This is a genomic window from Microbacterium sp. str. 'China' (genome assembly GCF_002993305.1).
Classification (GTDB): Bacteria; Actinomycetota; Actinomycetes; order Actinomycetales; family Microbacteriaceae; genus Microbacterium; species Microbacterium paraoxydans.
In genome coordinates this window covers 1,147,955-1,164,056 of the sequence record NZ_CP027434.1, presented here as the reverse complement: position 1 = coordinate 1,164,056, position 16,102 = coordinate 1,147,955, and the positions used below count along the sequence as shown (strand labels likewise).

The window sequence follows — 16,102 nt, the reverse complement described above, 5'->3', positions numbered from 1 at the left end:
CCGACGGCGTCTGCGGCTCACCGCTCCTTGGGGGCGGGGATGTGGCAGACGCCGTTGCTGCAGTAGCCGGCGGCATCGCCGTCGAGCAGCTCGATCGCACCCGGCAGCGGCTGCAGCCCGAGCGGCGCGTCCTGCCCGGTGTTCTCCTGCTTCGATTCGGTCATCCCTCGATCGTACGCCTGCCAGGAGCACCGGGCGCCGCACGCTCTTCTCTGCGACCCGGGAGCGGCGTATCGTTCCCGGCGAGGGGGTGCGCACCCTCGCCGCGCCCCCGGAGCCGAGGAGGCGCCATGATCATCCATCCTCCCGAGCGGGCCACCGCGACCGGCCACGTCGCCGCGATGTACGAGAGCGACCTCGCCGACGACGGCATCGTGTTCGCACACACCAGGGCCATGGCCGTGAACCCCGAGGCCCACGCCGCGTTCGAGGCGCTCGTCCGTGCGGTCGTCCCGTCGATCGGCGTCCGCGTGTACGAGGCCGCGACCCTCGGGGCGGCGCGGGCCATCGGATCCGCGCACTGTCTGCTCGCCCACGGCCGCCGCTCCCTCCGCGCCGGAGTCGTCGACGAGGAAGGACTCGCCGCCTTCGCCGCCGGAGACGACAGCGGTTTCACGGAGCAGGAGCAGGTCGTGATCCGCTTCGCCGCACGCCTGTCGACCGATCCGTCGGCGATGACCGATGCGGAGACGCAGGAGCTGCGCGAGGCCGGGTTCAGCGACCGGCAGATCGTGGACATCACCCTGGCGGCGGCGGCGCGCAACTACTTCAGCAGGGCACTGCTCGCGCTCGCCGTCCCCGTCGAGGACGTCCCCGGGCTGGATCCCGCACTCGCCGCGGCGCTCACGCACGCCTCCGCGGCCGGCCCGCCAGGCGATCGATAGGCCGCTCCCCTTAATCTGGACGGATGCTCCGACGATTCCTCGCCCGCGTGTACTGGGCCGTCAGCCGGTGGACCCTCGTCGCCGACGCCGCCCCCACGCGTCCGACCGTCCTGATCGGCGCCCCGCACACCTCGAACTGGGACTTCGTGCTCATGCTCGCGATCGCCTGGCGGCTGGGCATCGAGGTCCACTGGCTGGGTAAGAAGAGCCTGTTCCGCGGCTGGCGCGGCCCGATCATGCGCGGCCTCGGCGGCATCGCCGTCGACCGGGCGGATCCGGCGCGCATCGTCGGCGAGGTCGTGGAGCAGGTGCACGCCGGGACCGTGTTCGGCCTCGTCGTCACCCCCGACGGCACCCGCGGCGGCAACGAGTACTGGAAGAGCGGCTTCTACCGGATCGCGCGTGCCACCGGCATGCCGGTCACCCTCGGCTTCGTCGACCGCCACACCATGACGACCGGCCTCGGGCCGACGATCGACCTCACGGGAGACGTGGCCGCCGACATGGACCGGATCCGCGCGTTCTACGCCGACAAGCACGGCGTGCGTCCGGAGCGCCGCACGGAGCCGCGGCTGCGCGAGGAGACGGCCGAGCGGCCGGAGGGCTGACGCCTCACTCCTCCGCGGGCGCGTGGTCTCGGGCGTACGCGAGGTCGTCGTCGGACAGCGACTCGATCATCCCGACCACCGCTCCGGTGATCTCCCGGATCTCCTCGCGGACGTCCTCGTCGAGGTGCCGCGAGCCGCTGCCGATGACCGCTCGGCGCGCCTCGTCGGACAGCTCCGGCCACCATTCGTCGATCGGGGGCAGCGTCATCCGGGGTCCTTTCCTGAGGCCTGTCCGCCGGGCCGCGCAAGGTCCTGGACAGCGGCGGATCGTGCCCACGAGACTATCGCCATGAGAGCAGAACCCCGTGGCGACGCGGACGAGCGCGACGACCGCGATGACGGTCGCGACGAGACCCCGAATGAGCGCGCGGACCGCAACTGGGAGGAGCTGCTGCAGGAGCTGCGGGTCATGCAGACCGGCACGCAGATCCTCACCGGCTTCCTTCTGGCGGTCGCGTTCCAGCCGCGCTTCACCGATATGGACGAGTTCCAGCGCGACCTGTACGTCGTGCTCGTGGCCCTCGCCGCTCTCGCGACGATCCTCGCCCTCGCCCCCGTCGGCATCCACCGGGCTCTGTTCGGCAGCCGGCTGAAGCCCGAGCTCGTCCGGACGGCGGCGCGGTTGGTGAAGATCGATCTGTTCGTGATCGGCGCCCTCACGATCGGCGTCACGACCCTCATCGTCGACTTCACGGTCAGCCGGACCGCCGGGATCGTCGCGCTCATCGCGTCCCTCGTGCTCGTCGTCGGACTGTGGATGGCGCTGCCCGGCCTGCTGCGGCGCGCCCGATCCCGGGCGCGGTCACACGACGGACCGCCGCCCCCGGCGGCGTGAGCGCGACGAGGGCGGCGGTCCGACAGCGGGTCGATCAGCGACCGGCAGGGCTGCGGTTCTCCGCGCTCACCATCCAGGCGAACTGCTCCAGCCGCTCGATGACGGCATGCAGCAGATCGGCGGACGTCGGGTCCTCTTCGTCGACGGCGTCGTGCACGTCGCGCATCGTCCCGACCGCGGCCTCGAGGCGCGCGGTGACGAGGTCGATGGTCTTCGTCGTGGACACCTCGCCGGTGGGGAACTCCGGCAGCGTGGTCGTCTTCGCGATCGTGGCGCTGCGGCCGTCGGGGACGGCGTGCAGCGCGCGCATGCGCTCCGCGATGGTGTCGCTGAACGTCCGGGCGTCCTCGATGATCTCGTCGAGCTGACGGTGGGTGTCGCGGAAGTTGCGTCCGACGACGTTCCAGTGCGCCTGCTTGCCCTGCAGCGAGAGTTCGAGCAGATCGACGAGCACGGCCTGCAGGTTCGCCGCGAGGGTCGGGGATGCCGTGAACCCCTTCTCCGCGTTCTGCTGGCGGGTGGTCTTGACGCCCGCCTTCGCCGCCCCGTTCTTGCTGCTGGAGCTGCCGGACTTCTTGGTCTTCGTGTCTGCCATGGTGTGACCTCCTCCCGGCACGGTAGCCCGCAGCGCGGCCCGTTCCGAGGGGGTTGACACCCGCCGGTCGCACCCCTGAACGTGAGGAAGGCGACAGGGCCATCGAGAGAGGCGGAACAGTGGGAACAGCAGCAGCACAGGAGGATCGACCCGAGGTGGTCGTCGCCCCTCTGACCGCGGCGGATGCCGGCGAGGTGCTCACGATCCAGCGGGCGGCCTTCGTGTCGGAGGCGGCGATCTACGGGAGCGTCGACATGCCGCCCCTGACCCAGACGCTCGCCGAGATGGAGGCCGAGCTCACCTCAGAGCGCGGCCTGGGTGCCCGGATCGACGGCCGCCTGGTCGGAGCCATCCGGTTCGTCGAGGACGACGACCTGCTCCTGATCGGACGGATCGCGATCGCTCCCGACATGCAGGGCGAGGGCATCGGCCGGAAGCTCCTCGAGGCGGCGGAGCAGGCCTCCGACGCCCGCGAGGCCGAGCTCTTCACCGGAAGCCTCAGCGAAGCGAACATCCGGCTGTACGAGTCCTGCGGCTACGAGGAGCACGAACGGGTGCCGCAGGGCGACGGCACCGCCCAGGTGTTCCTCCGCAAGCGGCTGCGAGGTTAAGGGCAGCGCCCCCGTCTGCGCAAGGGGGTCGAGGGGATCCGGGGCGATGGGGAATCGTAGCCGGGACATGTCGCGACCGCGTCATGCCCCAACCGGAAAGGAGAGCTCGTGCTCACCCTCACCGACAACGCCACCGCCATCGTGTCGACCCTCGTGAGTCGGCAGAACGACGCGCCGGCCGCCGGGCTGCGCATCCACACCGCCGAGGCGCAGGACGACACGGGCGCGGCCCGTCTCGCCGTCGCCGTGACCGCCGATCCGGAGCCCGCCGACCAGGTCGTCGAGCTTTCGGGCACGCGCCTGTTCCTCGACGAGGCCGCCGCCTCCGCGCTCGACGACAAGGTCCTCGACGCGGGCGTGGACGACGAGGGCTCCGTGTCCTTCGCCGTGCTCCCTCAGGTCGCCTGAGACCTCAGACTTCGGACGCCGCGGCCGCCTCGGCCGCGGCGTCCGTCCGTCTCCGAGCACGGTCCGGTAACGAGAACCGCGCCACCTTCGGCGGCGGCCCCGAGCGCTCTAGCATCGGGACCATGCGACGACCCTCTTCCCTCCTTCTCGCCCTCGCCGCCACCGCGCTCGCCGTGACGGCCTGCGCTCCGGCGACCTCAGCCGAGCCGTCCGCGTCCCCTCGTCCCTCGGAGACCACCAGCGCATCGCCGACGCCGACAGAGACCGCCTCCGCGCACATCGTCGTGTCGCTGGACGGTCTGACGGTCACCGGCTCGGAAGAGCGGAGCGCTGACTACACGGATTCCGCCGCCCTCCTCGAGCTCCTCCAGGAGGTCACCGGCGAGCTTCCCGAGCCGGAGGGCGTGGAGATCTTCCCCGGCGAGGCCTCCACGCTGGAGGCGTACGACTGGGAGGGGCTGCGCGTCCTGGCCGACAGCACGGGCGAGGCCCCGGCCAGCGTCTCCGTCACCGCCGCCGAGGTCGCGGGCCTCCCGATCGCCACCGAGGACGGATTCCGCGTCGGCAGCACCCGCGCCGAGCTCCGCGCCGCCGATGCCTGGGCGCTGACGGATGCGGAGGACCCGGAGACCGCGAGCGAGCTCGGGCTCGGCGGGCGCGAGGTCCCGGACACCGAGTCCCTGACCCGCCCGGGCTCCACCGGGATCATCTACACGATGTTCGTGCTCGACGGCGACACCGTCACGCAGATCATGGTCCCCGCGAACGACTTCAGCGACCTCTGACCCGCGGCGTCACCCTCAGTCCCAGTCCAGGTACTCCTCGAGCACGACGGCCGTCTCGATGGGGTGCGTCATCGGGAAGAGGTGATCCCCGCCCTCGACGACCTTGATGCTGGCGCGCTCCGGAGCCGTGGCGCGCAGGCTCTCGGCGTTCGCGGGCGGGGTGACCTCGTCGGCCGTCCCCTGGATCAGCAGCACCGGGATCACCGGGGCGAGGGGCGTCTCCACCTCTTCCACGCCGAGGAGTGCGAGACCGTTCACGCGCTCCGGATGAGCCACCGCGAACGACCGCGCGATCGTGCCGCCGAAGCCGTGTCCGCCGATCCACGTGTCGCCGAGGCCGATGTGGTCGATGACGGCGAGCGCGTCCGCGACGCGGTCCTCGATCGACGTGTCGGCGTCATCCGCGCGATGGCCGATCCGCACGACGTGGAATCCGGCCTCCTCGGCCAGGTAGTGACCGACCACACCGAGCACGTCGGCGGCCAGGCCACGCTCCTGGATGAGCACGAGCTTGACCGGCCCGTCGCCCTCGTCGACGAACGGGATGGCGCGGCCCTCGGGCTCGAAGGTCTGGGTGTCGGTCATCGGCGTCGTTCTCCTCAAGCCGTCGGTGTCAGGTTCGCAGGCGTCGTCCGCGCCGGGCTCCTGCGACCGGGCACCGGGCGGTGGCGCCTGCGTCCAGCGTAGCCCGCCGGGGGACGAGCCTCCTCCTCGCATCCCCCGGCGGAGTCATGAGGCGGCGGCGAGCTCGCGCCACAGATGCGCGAGGGTCGCGGCGCCGCGGACGAGCATGCGCAGATCGATGCTCTCGTCGCTCGCATGCCAGTGGTCCTCGGCCAGCCCCGTTCCGAGGAAGACGACCGGGGCGTCGAGTTCCCGGGACAGCAGCTCGGCCGGTCCTCCCCCGGCATTGCCCATCCGCCCCTGGATCGGCCGGCCGTGCCCGAGGGCGAGAGCGCGCTCCAGCGCATCCCGATACGGCCCCGGAGGAGAGACATACGGCTCCTGTGCGATGTCCTCGTCGAGCTCCAGACGGTACGTCGCCTCCCGGGGCATGACGTCGGCGATGAAGGCGCGGAGCGCGTCAGCGACGTCATGGTTGCGCTGGTTGGCGACGGTCCGGATGCTCAGCGAGGCCCTGGCCTCCCGCGGGATGACGGAGCGCTCGATACCCTCCGGGTCACCGGCGAGCAGCGAGATCACCTCGATGGCCGGGCGCACCCACAGGCGCTCCTTCGGGGTGAACCCCTTCTCCCCCACGATGACCCTGGTCTCGGTACGCCGCGTCCAGTCGTCCGGGTCGAACGGCAGCGCGTCGAGCTCCGCGGCCCGCTCGTCGCTGAGCGGGGCCACGCCGTCATGGAAGCCGGGGATCGCGATGCCTCCGTCCTCGTCGTGCAGCTGCGCGAGCACCCGGGACAGGACGAGGGCCGGATTCACGGTCACGCCGGAGGCGGCGCCGCTGTGCACGTCCCGGTCGGGCCCCTGCACCGTGAGCGTCGCGGTCAGCGTCCCGCGCATCGAGGTCACCGGAGCCGGGGAGTCGACCTCCCACTGCAGTGTGTCCGAGAAGACCACGAGGTCGCACGCGAACCGATCGGGGTCGGCCTCCAGGAGGTTCTTGAGGTGCGGGGAGCCGATCTCCTCCTCACCGTCGACGAGCAGCTTGAGATGCACCCCCGCATCGGGGCCGTCCACGGCGGCGAGCGCCCGCTGGGCCCAGACGTGCGCGAGCGCCTGACCCTTCGCGTCCGACGCCCCGCGCCCGTAGAGCCGTCCTTCTCGGAGCACCGGCATGAACGGCGCCGTCTCGCTCCACTCCTCCGGCTTGGCGTGACGGACGTCGTGGTGGGTGTAGACGAGCACGGTGGGCGCCCCGGGCGCGCCCTCCCGCTCGGCGAACACGGTCACCGCATCGCCCGCAGGGAGCCGCGTCGTCGTGAAGCCCGCGTCCCGCAGTTCGGCGGCTATCCAATGGGCCGACCGCACGCCGTCGATGCGACGCTCGGGGTCCGCCGACACGGAAGGGATCTCGACCCAGGCGGAGAGTCGGTCGACCATCTCGTCCCGACGGGCTTCGAGGAACGCGCCGATCGCGTCGTCCGCGGCTGCCGTCTGATCCCCCATGCCCTCAGCATGCCCGGGGGGACGCCGAGGAGGGCGGGGGTTGACGGCGCTGCCGCCGACCGGCTAACACCGGCGCGGCACCTCACGTGCCGAGTGTGATTGTCCCAGGCGACTCCGGGTTTGGAAAGGCCCTGAGTGGATCGGCCGACCGGGCGTTGCATGGCCAGCCCATCCCCAGAAGAGAGAGGCTCGATATGTTCTTCCATCGACAGGAGCTCCAATTCTCCGCGACGCCCGAGGCCCCGGACGCCGTGTACGCCCGCAAGCTGCAGGAGGTCCTCGGCGGGCAGTACGGCGAGATCACCGTCGCCCTGCAGTACCAGTTCCAGGCGTGGAACATGCACATCCCCGGCAAGTACCGCGACCTGGTCTTCGGCATCGGGGCCGAGGAGATGGGCCACGTCGAGATGCTCGCGGTCATGATCGCGCAGCTCCTCGAGAAGTCCCCGCTCGGCATCACGGAGGATGCCGTGCAGGACGACCCGACGGTCGCGGCGATCGTCGGCGGCACGGACGTGCAGCAGGGCATCGTCGCCGGTGCCGGCGCCCGCCCGGTGGACAGCAACGGCAACCCGTGGCAGGGCTCGTACATCACCGCGAGCGGCAACCTCCTCGCCGACTTCATGGCCAATGCGAACGCCGAGATGCAGGGCAGGGTGCAGGTCGCCCGGCTTTACCACATGACCGACGACCATGGCGTGCGCGATCTGCTGAGCTTCCTGCTGGCGCGCGACACCATGCACCAGAACCAGTGGCTCGCCGCCGCGGAGGAGCTCAAGGCCGAGGGCGCCGAGAAGCTGCCCGTGCCCAGCAACTTCCCGCTGTCCAAGGAGCACCGCGACGTGTCGTACCAGTACCTCAACTTCAGCGACGGCCCTGCCGCCGCGGAGGGAACGTGGGCATCCGGACCGACGCCGGACGGATACGGCGAGTTCAGCTACCACGAGGGCCCCACGACCACGGCCGAGATGCCTCCGCCCACCCACCCCGACGCGCGCTTCTACGGCACGACCGAGCTGCCGAACGTCGTGGAGAAGGTGGCCGGCGCCGCGCAGGACGCGCTCCACAAGGAGTGAGATGCCGCCATCGTTCTCGCGGAAGGGGCGGTCGCCGCGCATACGCGCACGGCGGCCGCCCCTCGACGCCCAGGTGGTCGTCGTCACCGGCGGCTCCCGCGGCATCGGCCGGGAGGCGGCCCTCGGCTTCGCGCGAGCGGGGGCATCCGTCGTCCTGCTCGCCCGCGGTGGGCAGGCGCTGACCGAGACGGTCGAGGAGATCGCCGCGGAAGGCGGGGACGTCCGCGGGATCGTGTGCGACGTCTCCGACCGCCGGGCGGTGCAGGACGCGGTCGACCAGATCACGCACGCGTTCGGCCGGATCGACACCTGGGTCGGCAACGCGGGTGTGCTCCTCTACGCCCCGGTCGCCGACACCTCGCCGGAGGAGTTCCGTCGCGTCTTCGACATCAACGTCATCGGACAGCTCAACGGCGTCCAGGCGGCGCTGCCGGCGCTCCGGCGCTCGGGAGGGACGATCATCGTCGTGAGCTCGGCCGAGGCCGTGGTGGCGATGCCGTGGCACGGCGCGTATGCCGCCTCCAAGCACGCGCTGGAAGGAGCGATCGACGCGCTGCGCCGTGAACTGCGTGCCGAGCGCGCGCCGGTCACGATCACGGTGGTCCGACCCGCCGTCATCGACACGCCGATCTACCGTCATGCCCGCAGCCGGATGGCGTTTCGGCCGAGCGGGCCGCATCCGCATTACCGTCCGCGGTCCGTGGCACGAGCGATCCTCCATGCCGCCGCGCACCCCGCGCGCACCATCCACGTCGGTGGCGGCGCCCTGCTGCTCACCGGGGTCCAGCGTGTCATGCCGGGCGTGCTCGATGCCGCCCTCGGCCGGTTCGGGCCGCGGATGATGCACACAGCCGTCGCCGCTCCGGCGCAGTTCGGGAACCTCGTCGGTCCGCTCCGCGACACCGAGCAGCGCGGCGGGCTGCCGCACCGCGGACGCGGCAGCGTCAGCACCTGGCTGCGGGTGCACCCGGGGTGGCGGACCGCAGCGGTCGTCGGCCTCCTCGGCGCGGTGCTCGCGCCCTGGCGCCGCTCGCGTCGCCGACCGCCTACCTGACCGGGTCGACGCGGCGCAACTCCCTCGTGCCGGTGCATCGGCGCGGATACCGTCGAGGTACACGGTCTCCGGCAGAAGGGAACTCCATGCTCCTCGGCATCCTCAGCTCCTCCTCGGACAGAAGCCTCGGGGCTGGGGCGCGCCGATGACGGCGCGCTTCACGGTCGAGCCGTGGGCGGTCGGCATCGAGAGCGTCGACGCGGCCCATCTCGCGCAGGAGGAGTCCGTCTTCGGTCTCTCCAACGGCCACATCGGCTGGCGGGGCAATCTCGATGAGGGCGATCCGCGGGGTGTCGCCGGCAGCTACCTCAACGGCGTGTTCGAGGAACATCCGATGCCGCATGCCGAGGACGGCTACGGGTACCCCGAGACCGGCCAGACGGTGATCAACGTGCCGAACGGGCAGCTCATCCGCCTGCTGGTCGGCGACGAGCCGTTCGACGTCGAGCATGGGACGGTCCACGCCCACGCCCGCCGCCTCGACCTTCGCGAAGGTACGCTGCACCGGGAGGTCGACTGGGAGTCCGCGGAGGGGCGTCGGGTGCACATCGCCACGACCCGTCTGGTCTCTCTCGAGCACCGGTCGTTGGCCGCCGTGCGCTACCGGGTGCAAGCGCTCGACGCCCCGCTCGCGATCACCGTGCTGTCCGAGGTGCTCGCGAACGAGCCGCTTCCCGTGACCCATGACGATCCGCGGGTGCAGGAACTCCTCGCCCGTCCGCTGGAGACCGTCGCGGCATCGGAGCGCGGCGCACGGAGCACGCTGCTGCACCGCACCCGCCGCAGCGGTCTGCATGTGGCGGTGAGCACGGACCATCTCGTGCAGGCTTCCGGGCAGGGCGCTCCGGAGGTGACGACCGAGGTCGACGACGACTTGTCGCGGACCCGCATCCGCGTCGACCTCGCCCCCGGCGAGGAGCTCGAGGTCGTCAAACTCGTCGGACACGAGTGGTCGGCATCCCTCGCACCGCAGACGCTGCGTGACCGCGCGGAGGAGGCCGTGGAGGAAGCGGCTCGCCTGGGGTGGGACGCGCTCGTGGCGGGACAGCGTGCCGTCCTCGATCGGTACTGGGAGTGCGGCGACGTCCGTATCGACGGCGATGCGCGGCTGCAGCAGGCCGTCCGCTTCGCTTTGTTCCAGGTTTTCCAGGCATCGGCGAGAGCCGAATCCCGCTCTGTACCGGGCAAGGGCCTGACCGGTTCCGGCTACGAGGGCCACACGTTCTGGGACTTCGAGGCGTTCGTGCTCCCCGTGCTCACCTCGACCGCTCCCGATGCCGCGCTCCAGGCACTGCGCTGGCGGCATGCGACGCTGGATCACGCCAGGGAGCGGGCGCGCACGCTCGGCCTGCGCGGCGCGTCCTTCGCCTGGCGCACGATCGACGGACGCGAGAGCTCCGGATACTGGCCCGCGAGTACGGCCGCCTTCCACATCAACGCCGCCGTCGCGGGCGCCGTGATGCACTACGTCCGCACGACGGGCGACCGCGACTTCGAGAGGGAGGCGGGAACCGAGATCCTCGTCGAGACGGCTCGTCTGTGGGCGGCCCTCGGGCGGTGGGACGAGACCGGCGGCTTCCACATCGATGGTGTCACCGGTCCGGACGAGTACACCGCCGTGGTCGACGACAACGTCTACACCAACCTCTCCGCGCGCCGGAACCTCCGCGGCGCGGCGGCGGCCGCGCGACGACACCCGGACGTCGCCGCCCATCTCGGTGCGGACGACGAGGAGATCGCCGAGTGGGAGTCCGCTGCCGATGCCATGACCGTCCTCTACGACAAGGAGCGGCAGGTGCACTCCCAGTCGGCGGGGTTCACCGCGCACGCCCGCTGGGACTTCGACGCCACCGGCCCCGACGAGTATCCGCTGCACAGTCACTTCCCCTACTTCGACCTCTATCGCAAGCAGGTGCTGAAGCAGGCCGACCTCGTTCTGGCGCTCTACACCTCTCACGAGGAGTTCACCTGGGAGGAGAAGGCGCGGGCATTCGCCTACTACGACGCCCTCACCGTGCGCGACTCCTCGCTCTCCGCGGCCGCGCAGGCCGTGATCGCCGCCGAGGTGGGTCATCTCGAGCTGGCATCGGCGTACCTCGCGGAGCTCGCGGCCCTCGACCTGGACGACCTCCACGGCAATACGGACGAGGGACTGCACATCGCGGCCCTCGCCGGCATCTGGACGGGAGTCACGGCCGGCTACGGAGGCATGCGGGACGGAGACGACGGCCTGTCCTTCCGGCCCCAGCTCCCGGACGGTGTGACCCGTCTCGCGTTCGGGGTGCGGCTGCACGGGTGCATCCTGCACGTCGACATCACGCCGGCGGAGACGACCTACCGGCTGAGCGCCGGCGAACCGGTGACGATCCGGCACGCCGGCGAGGAGCTCGTCCTGCATGCCGGCGTTCCGTCGAGCCTGCCGACGCCGGACCGCGTCGAGCCGCTCACCCCGGCCCCGGTGCCGCCGCGCTGGCGGGAGCCGGGACGACCGCGCGCCGGCGACTGAGGCGGCGTTCGGTGCGTGTGCCATATCGAGGCGGGTCAGCGCAAGGCCCGAGGCGATGTCGGCCGCCCGCCGTAGGGTGGAGCCGTGCCTGATTCCCCCCACCCCGCATCGGATGTCCTTTGGGCGTGCGTCGAGGACGGCTTCCATGTCGGAAGCCGCGGCGGAGACTTCCTCGGCTACGTCGACCGTCAGCCCGACGGCCGCTTCGCCGCGTTCTCCGCGTCCGCGCAGCCGCTCGGTCTGCACGCCACGTTGAGCGACGCGACCACGGACGTCGTCGCCCACGCCGGCCCCTCGGAGGGCGACGCCGCCCTCGGCACCCCGGAGCTGGTGCAGGGGTGACGGCGGCCAGGGCCGACGGGCTGCTCCGCCTCGTCTACACCAGCACGGCGGCACAGCCGTTCCGTGAGACCGCTCTGGAGCAGCTCCTCGAGCAGTGCCGCCGGTCGAACGCGGCGCGCGACATCACGGGCCTCCTCCTCTTCCGCGACGGGCGCTTCCTCCAGATCCTCGAAGGACCGGTCGAGGCCGTGCGCCGACTCGTCGACTCGATCGCCGACGATCCACGACACCGCGCGATGCGCATCCTGCTGGAGACGCCGATCACCGCCCGGCTCTTCTCCGACTGGTCGATGGGCTACCGGTCGTTCCGTACGGGGAGCACCGCCGCCCCCACGGGCTTCCGCGACTCCTTCGACGACCTCGTCGACGGCGCGGACACCTCCACCATGGAGCGCGCCCTGTTCGAGCTCACCCTGTGGTTCCGCACCCGCTCCGGCGCTGCGGTCCCGGTTCCGGCCGCGAGCGGCGCGGGTACCTCGCTCCGGGTATGAGCGAGCCCGCGGGCGGACCTGAGCCGTCGCTCATCCAGCAGCGCATGGCACTGGAACGGCGGCGGAACTGGGGCGTCTACGCGATCGTGTTCTCCTCGGTGATGGCGGTGGGCTGGACGGTCGCGTTCCTCCTCGATGCGCCCGCCGGGTTGTGGCGCGTTCTCAGCATCATCGTGTTCGCGGCGGGGATCATCGTCGGGATCGTCGAGACGCGCCGCGCGAGGCGCGCCCTCCGCGAGTTCGAGGACCGCCACGGGCCGGACGCAGGTGTGCGGCGCTAGCGGGTTCCTCGCGCTCGGGCTTGCAGAACCCGTAGGGTGGGCCATATCCCGAGGCATAGCGATGCGGATTGGAGCCCGATGAGGAGCGAGGTCCGTTTCATCGGAGAGCGCGCACGCCGCGACGCCGAGGAGCTTTCGCGGGTGCTCGAGAGGAGGCGAGAAGATGAGACGGTCGACGTCGACCTCCTCAGAGGAAGAGCGGCAGAGCTCGCCGCCTCGATCGACTCGGGTTGGGCCTCTGTCGTGCTGCTCGCCGTGTGGAACTCGCTCAGGGAGCCGACCGAGCCTGCCCGCCCATTCGTGAAGCGAGCGTTGGAGCTCCTGCAGAGGATGCCGGACAAGGGAAGCTCCAGGGCTCTCGTCGATGTCGCGAACCTGGTGTCGGCCTGCTGGCTCAGTCACGAAGCGGACATGACGGATCTCGCTCCGATCTGGCAGTCCTCCGACCCTGACCAGACCGTCACAATACTGATCAGCGGAGCAAGCCTTCCCACGACCGCCGACGCGCTCTCCCTGATGAACGACGTGCACGGCAGCATCCGCGCGGTGGCTGAGATCCTCTCGCTGCAGTCCGACCCTGGAGAGCTCTTCTCCACCGAGGATTTCCCTCATCTGTCGCGGCTGCCGGCGTCCGGCGAGGCACGTCCGATCTGGTTGGCGCTGTATCTCCGACTGTCGCTGATCATCCGTCTGGCACCGTTCGAACCGGATATCGCACCCCTATCCGAGCAGTTCTCCACGCAGGTCTACTCCGAAACCGGAGAGTCGATCGTGCTGGGGCACGCGGAGATCACTTCACTCCTCATCAGTCGAGAGGACGAGGTTGCCGCGTACCCGGTGATCAACTCCGCCGGTGTCTGCTGGACGAGCTGCTACCTGCTCGCGGACTCCCTCGCACCGTGGCTCCTGGCTGCTATTCAGCAGACCACGCTCCGCGAACACGTCATCTCGCAGCCTTTCGAGGACAAGGTCGTGAGCCTGCTCCGCTCCCATGGGTTTCGAGCCGGCTCGGTGGATGACAAGGGCACGTGGACGACACAGTGGGGCAAGGAGCGCCTCCGGTGCAACGAGAGGATCCCCGGCCAGATCGATGTGCTCGCGACGCGCGACGACGGTGTCTTCGTGTTGGAATGCAAATCCATCTTCTCGATGGGTCGGATTCGGAACATCGCAGAGAAGCTCGGACCCGATAGCCACAGCTGGCGTACCACGCTGGGGAAGAAGCGAAAGTGGGTCGAGAAGGCACTTCATCGCGACGCCGACCTCTCGTTGGTCGTCGTGGAAGGAATACAGACATATGCATCGGCGCAGGAGTGGGAGGGGGAATCTCCCCTGATCACGTTCGAGACTTTGACCCAACTGCTCGACGCTGCGGCGCTGCAATCGGAAGATCCGCGTGACGCGTGACGATCACATGGTCACGGAGATCAACGAAGAGGGAGTACGTGATCCGTCCCGGTGGGAACGGGATTCGCGTGTTGGCACTCGGCGTCGACGGACAGTGCGCGAGGGTACGCCTCAGTTGTTGAAGCGGAACTCCACGACGTCGCCGTCCTGCATGACGTAGTCCTTGCCCTCGAGTCGCGCCTTGCCCTTCGCGCGGGCCTCCTGCACGGAACCGGTCTCCACGAGGTCGTCGAACGACACGATCTCGGCCTTGATGAAGCCCTTCTCGAAGTCGGTGTGGATGACGCCGGCGGCCTGCGGGGCCTTCGATCCCTTGGGGATGGTCCAGGCGCGGGCCTCCTTGGGGCCGGCGGTGAGGTAGGTCTGCAGACCGAGCGTGTCGAAGCCGATGCGGGCGAGCTGGTCGAGGCCCGACTCGTCCTGTCCCGTCGAGGCGAGGAGCTCGGCGGCGTCCTCGGGGTCGAGGTCCTTGAGCTCGGACTCGATCTTCGCGTCGAGGAAGATCGCCTGCGCCGGGGCGACGAGAGCGGCGAGCTCGGCCTTGCGGGCGTCGTCGGTCAGCACGGACTCGTCGACGTTGAAGACGAAGATGACGGGCTTGACGGTCAGGAGCCCGAGCTCGCGGATCGGCTCGAGGTCGAGGCCGCTCGTGGACAGGAGGATCCCGCGCTCCAGGGCGTCCTTGGCGGCCTTCGCGGCTTCGAGGACCGACGGGTCGATCTTCTTGCCCCGCACCTCCTTCTCATACCGCGTGATGGCCTTCTCGACGGTCTGCAGGTCGGCGAGCATGAGCTCCGCGTTGATGGTCTCCATGTCCGACGCCGGGTTCACGGCACCGTCCACGTGCACCACGTCGTCGTCGGAGAACCCGCGCACCACCTGGGCGATCGCGTCGGCCTCGCGGATGTTCGCGAGGAACTGGTTGCCCAGCCCCTCCCCCTCGCTCGCCCCTCGGACGATGCCGGCGATGTCCACGAACGACACGGCGGCGGGAAGGATGCGCTCGCTTCCGAAGATCTCCGCGAGCTTCTGGAGCCGCGGGTCGGGAAGGTTCACCACGCCGACGTTCGGCTCGATCGTCGCGAACGGGTAGTTCGCCGCGAGCACGTCGTTCTTGGTGAGAGCGTTGAAGAGGGTGGACTTGCCGACGTTGGGCAGGCCGACGATTCCGATAGTGAGAGCCACGGGGTATGAGTCTACCTGCGCCGCTCTCCCCCGCCTCACCCCCGCGCGGGCAGGCCCCCACGCGGGATCAGGCGGCAGAGCGTTAAAAGTGCCTGATGCGGCGCGGACGCCTGTTCAGTCGCGCACCGCGCGGAAGGCCCTCGTCACATAGGGCACCTCGATCACACCGTCCCCGTGCAGGCCGAGCTCGTCGAACAGGGCGTCCATCTCGCGGCGGATCCGCGCCTTCTCGGCCTCGTCGGCGGTGATCACGGCACTGCGGGACGCGGCCATGCGGTGCAGGAGCTCCCGCGTCATGGGGCGCGACCACTCCCAGCGCTCCTGCGCCAGAGCGCCGAAGGGCTCCGCCACCACGGGGTCGCCCGCGGCGAGCATGATCTCGGCGTTGCTGCCGTGCATGATGTCGGTGAGCCGGCGCACCCAGTCGACGCGCTCGTCGCGGAGGTTCCAGATGAGCCCGAGCACACCGCCCGGGCGCATCGCGCGACCGACCTCCGCCGAGGCGGCGACCGGCTCGACCCAGTGCCACGCCTGGCCCAACACGACGGCATCCACGCTCGCGTCCGGAAGCGGCAGCTCCTCAGCGGTCCCGACGAACGTGGGCACCCCGGGAACGGCGTCGCGAAGGGCCGCGAGCATCGCGGGGTCCGGATCGATCGCCACCACCTCGGCGTCGGCAGCCGCGACGAGCGCCCGCGTGAGCTTGCCGGTACCGGCGCCGACATCGGCGACCCGACGCGCACCGTCCGCCATCGGCTCCAGCATCCAGGCGACGGCCTCGAAGGGGTACTCGGGCCGTCCGGCCTCGTAGCTTCCGGCCGCCGCGCCGAAGGATCTCGCGAGTTCGTCCGCCATGTGGCCAGCATACGGCGAGCCTGCACAGCGACGTCGGAGGCCCGGGAGAGAG

The 16,102-nt window shown here is 70.6% G+C and carries 20 protein-coding genes; 13 read left to right on the top strand and 7 right to left on the bottom strand.

Annotation, left to right across the window (positions count from 1 at the left end):
- Positions 1–17: 17 nt before the first annotated feature.
- Positions 18–164 (bottom strand): hypothetical protein, encoded by a 147-nt coding sequence (locus tag C6C15_RS17205; protein ID WP_167627859.1) that lies wholly within the window; start codon positions 162–164, stop codon positions 18–20.
- 126 nt (positions 165–290) lie between these two features.
- Between C6C15_RS17205 and C6C15_RS05540 the strand changes: the two genes are divergently transcribed.
- Complete coding sequence (locus tag C6C15_RS05540; protein WP_105949496.1) at positions 291–884, top strand: carboxymuconolactone decarboxylase family protein; 594 nt, start codon at positions 291–293, stop codon at positions 882–884.
- Positions 885–907: 23 nt separating this feature from the next.
- Positions 908–1,492, top strand: coding sequence for a 1-acyl-sn-glycerol-3-phosphate acyltransferase (locus C6C15_RS05535; protein WP_060921358.1), 585 nt, complete (start codon positions 908–910; stop codon positions 1,490–1,492).
- Positions 1,493–1,496: 4 nt separating this feature from the next.
- Here C6C15_RS05535 and C6C15_RS05530 read toward each other — a convergent pair whose 3' ends face one another.
- Complete coding sequence (locus C6C15_RS05530) at positions 1,497–1,700, bottom strand: hypothetical protein (protein WP_025102919.1); 204 nt, start codon at positions 1,698–1,700, stop codon at positions 1,497–1,499.
- Positions 1,701–1,781: 81 nt separating this feature from the next.
- On the opposite strand from C6C15_RS05530, the gene C6C15_RS05525 reads away from it, so the two are divergent.
- Positions 1,782–2,327, top strand: coding sequence for a DUF6328 family protein (locus C6C15_RS05525; RefSeq protein ID WP_105949495.1), 546 nt, complete (start codon positions 1,782–1,784; stop codon positions 2,325–2,327).
- A gap of 34 nt (positions 2,328–2,361) precedes the next feature.
- Here C6C15_RS05525 and C6C15_RS05520 read toward each other — a convergent pair whose 3' ends face one another.
- Positions 2,362–2,922 carry a Dps family protein gene (locus tag C6C15_RS05520; protein WP_105949494.1) on the bottom strand — a complete coding sequence of 187 codons (561 nt, stop codon included), beginning with the start codon at positions 2,920–2,922 and terminating at the stop codon, positions 2,362–2,364.
- A 155-nt stretch (positions 2,923–3,077) separates the two neighbouring features.
- On the opposite strand from C6C15_RS05520, the gene C6C15_RS05515 reads away from it, so the two are divergent.
- The 3 genes from C6C15_RS05515 (at position 3,078) to C6C15_RS05505 (ending at position 4,726) form a co-directional block, all read left to right on the top strand.
- Entirely contained in the window at positions 3,078–3,533 is a 456-nt protein-coding gene (locus tag C6C15_RS05515; protein WP_105949493.1) for a GNAT family N-acetyltransferase, read from the top strand.
- A 108-nt stretch (positions 3,534–3,641) separates the two neighbouring features.
- Positions 3,642–3,941, top strand: coding sequence for a hypothetical protein (locus C6C15_RS05510; protein ID WP_060921362.1), 300 nt, complete (start codon positions 3,642–3,644; stop codon positions 3,939–3,941).
- 122 nt (positions 3,942–4,063) lie between these two features.
- Positions 4,064–4,726: a hypothetical protein gene (locus C6C15_RS05505; protein ID WP_105949492.1), complete on the top strand. Its 663-nt coding sequence runs from the start codon at positions 4,064–4,066 to the stop codon at positions 4,724–4,726.
- 15 nt (positions 4,727–4,741) lie between these two features.
- On the opposite strand, the gene C6C15_RS05500 is transcribed toward C6C15_RS05505, so the two are convergent.
- Together C6C15_RS05500 and C6C15_RS05495 are read right to left on the bottom strand one after the other, a co-directional pair.
- Entirely contained in the window at positions 4,742–5,311 is a 570-nt protein-coding gene (locus C6C15_RS05500) for an alpha/beta fold hydrolase (RefSeq protein ID WP_060921364.1), read from the bottom strand.
- A gap of 144 nt (positions 5,312–5,455) precedes the next feature.
- Positions 5,456–6,853, bottom strand: a complete 1,398-nt coding sequence (locus C6C15_RS05495) for a M20/M25/M40 family metallo-hydrolase (protein ID WP_105949491.1) — start codon at positions 6,851–6,853, stop codon at positions 5,456–5,458.
- A 194-nt stretch (positions 6,854–7,047) separates the two neighbouring features.
- Here C6C15_RS05495 and C6C15_RS05490 point away from each other — a divergent pair, with 194 nt between their 5' ends.
- The 7 genes from C6C15_RS05490 to C6C15_RS05460 all read left to right on the top strand — a co-directional run bounded on the left by C6C15_RS05490 (position 7,048) and on the right by C6C15_RS05460 (position 14,010).
- Positions 7,048–7,929 (top strand): manganese catalase family protein, encoded by an 882-nt coding sequence (locus C6C15_RS05490; protein WP_060921366.1) that lies wholly within the window; start codon positions 7,048–7,050, stop codon positions 7,927–7,929.
- Position 7,930: 1 nt separating this feature from the next.
- Complete coding sequence (locus C6C15_RS05485; RefSeq protein ID WP_105949490.1) at positions 7,931–8,983, top strand: SDR family oxidoreductase; 1,053 nt, start codon at positions 7,931–7,933, stop codon at positions 8,981–8,983.
- 145 nt (positions 8,984–9,128) lie between these two features.
- Complete coding sequence (locus C6C15_RS05480; protein WP_105949489.1) at positions 9,129–11,489, top strand: glycoside hydrolase family 65 protein; 2,361 nt, start codon at positions 9,129–9,131, stop codon at positions 11,487–11,489.
- Between the two features lie 84 nt (positions 11,490–11,573).
- Positions 11,574–11,831 (top strand): hypothetical protein, encoded by a 258-nt coding sequence (locus C6C15_RS05475; RefSeq protein WP_199787695.1) that lies wholly within the window; start codon positions 11,574–11,576, stop codon positions 11,829–11,831.
- A complete protein-coding gene (locus C6C15_RS05470; protein ID WP_060923505.1) occupies positions 11,828–12,322 on the top strand; it encodes a BLUF domain-containing protein in 495 nt (164 codons plus the stop codon). The genes C6C15_RS05475 and C6C15_RS05470 overlap by 4 nt, the downstream gene beginning before the upstream one ends.
- A complete protein-coding gene (locus C6C15_RS05465) occupies positions 12,319–12,603 on the top strand; it encodes a hypothetical protein (protein ID WP_105949488.1) in 285 nt (94 codons plus the stop codon). Before C6C15_RS05470 ends, C6C15_RS05465 begins: the two co-directional genes overlap by 4 nt.
- A 78-nt stretch (positions 12,604–12,681) precedes the next feature.
- Positions 12,682–14,010: an NERD domain-containing protein gene (locus C6C15_RS05460; protein WP_105949487.1), complete on the top strand. Its 1,329-nt coding sequence runs from the start codon at positions 12,682–12,684 to the stop codon at positions 14,008–14,010.
- Positions 14,011–14,121: 111 nt separating this feature from the next.
- On the opposite strand, the gene ychF is transcribed toward C6C15_RS05460, so the two are convergent.
- A complete protein-coding gene (ychF, locus tag C6C15_RS05455; protein WP_062766410.1) occupies positions 14,122–15,195 on the bottom strand; it encodes a redox-regulated ATPase YchF in 1,074 nt (357 codons plus the stop codon).
- Positions 15,196–15,309: 114 nt separating this feature from the next.
- Positions 15,310–16,050 carry a class I SAM-dependent methyltransferase gene (locus C6C15_RS05450; RefSeq protein WP_105949486.1) on the bottom strand — a complete coding sequence of 247 codons (741 nt, stop codon included), beginning with the start codon at positions 16,048–16,050 and terminating at the stop codon, positions 15,310–15,312.
- Positions 16,051–16,102: the final 52 nt, after the last annotated feature.